This window comes from Bradyrhizobium sp. (assembly GCF_049691595.1).
Classification (GTDB): Bacteria; Pseudomonadota; Alphaproteobacteria; order Rhizobiales; family Xanthobacteraceae; genus Bradyrhizobium.
Genome location: NZ_JBAVNZ010000029.1, coordinates 1 through 2,748, shown reverse-complemented (window position 1 = coordinate 2,748; position 2,748 = coordinate 1). Strand labels below are relative to the sequence as shown.

Genomic DNA, 2,748 nt, shown 5'->3' with positions numbered 1-2,748 from the left:
CTACGATACGAGCTCTTACGTTCATTGATCCCGTCAGGGCGGATACAGCTCAACGGGTCCGCGCAACGTGCAGCCCGATAACAGGCGCCGACCGCAATCCGCGGTTCGGGAACGAGCGCGCAACCATAATTCGGCCCACCGCGCGGAATACAATTGGCTGAACCGGTGTTGTGGAAGGGGAGCGGATTGCTTCGCTGATCCGCCGACTGGACGACGCTTCAATCGTGCCTGTCGCGACGCAAGCTGCTGCGAAAAAATCGATTGACACCGCGTTCCCCGGCGCGACATTTCACGCATGCGCCGGTGAAGACCGGCCCCAGGGAAGAAGCTTCGGAGGAACCACGATGATCGACAGGCGAGAGCTGATGCAACGCGCCGGGATGGCGGTGCTGCTGGCAGGAGTAGGTTCGTCGCGGGCGCTGGCGCTCGACACGGTGACCTTGCCGTTCGACAATGGCGAACGGCCGCTGGTGAAAGTTCCGCAGAAGCGCCCGATGATCGGGCTGACCAGCCGGCCGCCGCAGCTTGAAACCCCGTTCGCCGTTTTCAACGAAGGGCCGATCACGCCGAATAACGCGTTCTTTGTCCGCTATCATCTGGCCGACGTGCCGCTCAATATCGATCCCGACAAGTTCACGCTGGAGATCAAGGGCAAGGTCGACAGGCCGCTGAAGCTGTCACTGAAGGACATCAGAAAACTGAAAGCGGTCGAGATCGTCGCCGTCAATCAATGTTCCGGCAACAGCCGCGGCTTTTCCAACCCGCGGGTCGCCGGCGGGCAGCTCGGCCACGGCGCGATGGGCAATGCGCGCTGGCGCGGCGTGCCGCTGAAAGCCGTGCTCGACATGGCCGGCGTGCAGCAAGGCGCCAGGCAAGTCACCTTCAACGGCATGGACGGGCCGGTGACCGACAAGACGCCCGACTTCGTCAAGGCGCTCGAGGTCGATCACGCCCGCGACGGCGAGGTGATGCTGGCCTATGGCATGAATGGCGAGGACCTGCCGGTTCTCAACGGCTTTCCGCTTCGCCTCGTGGTGCCCGGCTATTACGGCACCTATTGGGTCAAGCATCTGAACGAGATCACCGTCATCGACAGCGTGTTCGACGGCTTCTGGATGAAGACCGCCTACCGGATTCCCGATACGCCCTGCAACTGCGTCGAGCCCGGCACCGCGCCGAAGGCGACGATCCCGATCAACCGTTTCACGGTGCGCTCCTTCATCACCAGCGTCACCGACGGCGCCAGATTGAAGCCGGGCACCACGATGCTGAAGGGCGTCGCGTTCGACGGCGGCAAGGGCATCAAGCAAGTCGCGGTCTCGATCGACGGCGGCACGAGCTGGACGCCGGCGCAACTCGGCAAGGATATTGGCAAATATTCGTTCCGCGAATGGAAGCTGCCGGTAAGACTCGCGGCGGGAAATCACCAGCTGATGGCGCGCGCCACCAACCATGCCGGCGATACCCAGCCGATGGAGCCGTTGTGGAATCCGGCCGGCTATCTCCGCAACGTCGTCGAAACCGTTCGCGTCACCGCGGCGTGAGGAGAATGGTCATGAAGTATCCGATCCTTCTCGCGCTCGCCGCCGTCGCCGTCATCGGCCTTGTTGCCGCCGATGCGGCGCCGCTGTCCTACAAGCTTCCGGAGGAAACTTCGGCGTTCAAGCCCGGCCCCAATGTCGAGGTGGTGAAGAACAATTGCACCGCCTGCCACTCCGCCGATTACGTCCAGACCCAGCCGCGCGGCGAGAAATTCAGAAAAGACTTCTGGCAGGCCGAAGTGACCAAGATGATCAAGGTCTATGGCGCGCCGATCGACGATTCCGATGTCGGCAAGATCGTCGATTACCTCACCGCGACCTACTGAAATCGGGATGTGGCCCGGTCGTGCGCGCGGCTGCGCGGGCGAGCGGCACCGAATTCCCGCTGCAACAAAACTTGAAGTGCCGGGGCTGCGGCAGCGCCAGATGATGCGGAAACGGCCAAAAAGCCGCAAAAACGCCACGATAAAGTTCGTTTCTGCCAAAATCCCCGCGCCGTTTGAGCTATCAAGCTCGCCATAATCTGCGTATCCTGTCGCGCGCGGGCGTGCCGGGGTGTGCGGGGACCGGCGGTCCGTTTTATTTTTGATTCCGCGGAGACGACGTGAATGGCTAAAGGTACGGTGAAGTGGTTCAACCCGACCAAGGGTTATGGATTCATCCAGCCCAGCAATGGTGGCAAGGACGTTTTCGTTCATATTTCGGCGGTCGAGAAGGCCGGTCTTTCGACGCTCAATGAAGGGCAGTCGGTCGAGTACGAAGAGATCGCCAATCGCGGCAAGACTTCGGCCGAGAACCTCAAGGTCTAGCGCAAGCGCGCGAAACGGCAACGGCGCACTCTCGGAAAAAATCCGGGAGTGGGTTCCAGAAAAATCTCAAACTCTGTGAGCGTTCGGCGGAGCGGGCACCGTTTTGGCGCGGATTCGAATGGCTGCGCCAATCCGGCCGCTCAGTTTTGCTTCACCCATCTCTCGACGGTCATGACATCCGGCGGCCGCAGATAGCCGCGCGGCCAGAGGTCGACGACCCATTCCACTTTGGTCGCGCGCTCGACCAGCACCGCCGTGTTGTGCGGCGTCTGCAGCGCCAGCGCATTGCCGCGATAATGCGGATCGCCGACCCCATGGTATTTGAGCAGCCGCCATTCCCTTAGCACCAATAGCAGGCTGGTGGTGTTGCGCGTGGTGTCCCAGCAATCGTAATTATG

3 protein-coding genes and 1 pseudogene are annotated in these 2,748 nt (G+C 61.6%); 3 read left to right on the top strand and 1 reads right to left on the bottom strand.

Annotated features, from left to right (window positions below):
* Positions 1-344: 344 nt before the first annotated feature.
* The 3 genes from WCE35_RS01110 (at position 345) to WCE35_RS01100 (ending at position 2,350) form a co-directional block, all read left to right on the top strand.
* Positions 345-1,544, top strand: a complete 1,200-nt coding sequence (locus WCE35_RS01110) for a molybdopterin-dependent oxidoreductase (RefSeq protein WP_424591500.1) — start codon at positions 345-347, stop codon at positions 1,542-1,544.
* A gap of 11 nt (positions 1,545-1,555) precedes the next feature.
* Entirely contained in the window at positions 1,556-1,867 is a 312-nt protein-coding gene (locus tag WCE35_RS01105) for a c-type cytochrome (protein WP_424591499.1), read from the top strand.
* A gap of 282 nt (positions 1,868-2,149) precedes the next feature.
* Positions 2,150-2,350 (top strand): cold-shock protein, encoded by a 201-nt coding sequence (locus WCE35_RS01100; protein WP_212419956.1) that lies wholly within the window; start codon positions 2,150-2,152, stop codon positions 2,348-2,350.
* A gap of 140 nt (positions 2,351-2,490) precedes the next feature.
* Here WCE35_RS01100 and WCE35_RS01095 read toward each other — a convergent pair.
* A pseudogene (locus WCE35_RS01095) lies at positions 2,491-2,748 on the bottom strand (hypothetical protein); the annotation flags it as partial.

Coding starts and splice junctions, on each gene's coding strand:
- WCE35_RS01100 (WP_212419956.1), top strand. CDS start 2,150: ATGGCTAAAGGTACGGTGAAGTGGTTCAACCCGACCAAGGGTTATGGA.
- WCE35_RS01110 (WP_424591500.1), top strand. CDS start 345: ATGATCGACAGGCGAGAGCTGATGCAACGCGCCGGGATGGCGGTGCTG.
- WCE35_RS01105 (WP_424591499.1), top strand. CDS start 1,556: ATGAAGTATCCGATCCTTCTCGCGCTCGCCGCCGTCGCCGTCATCGGC.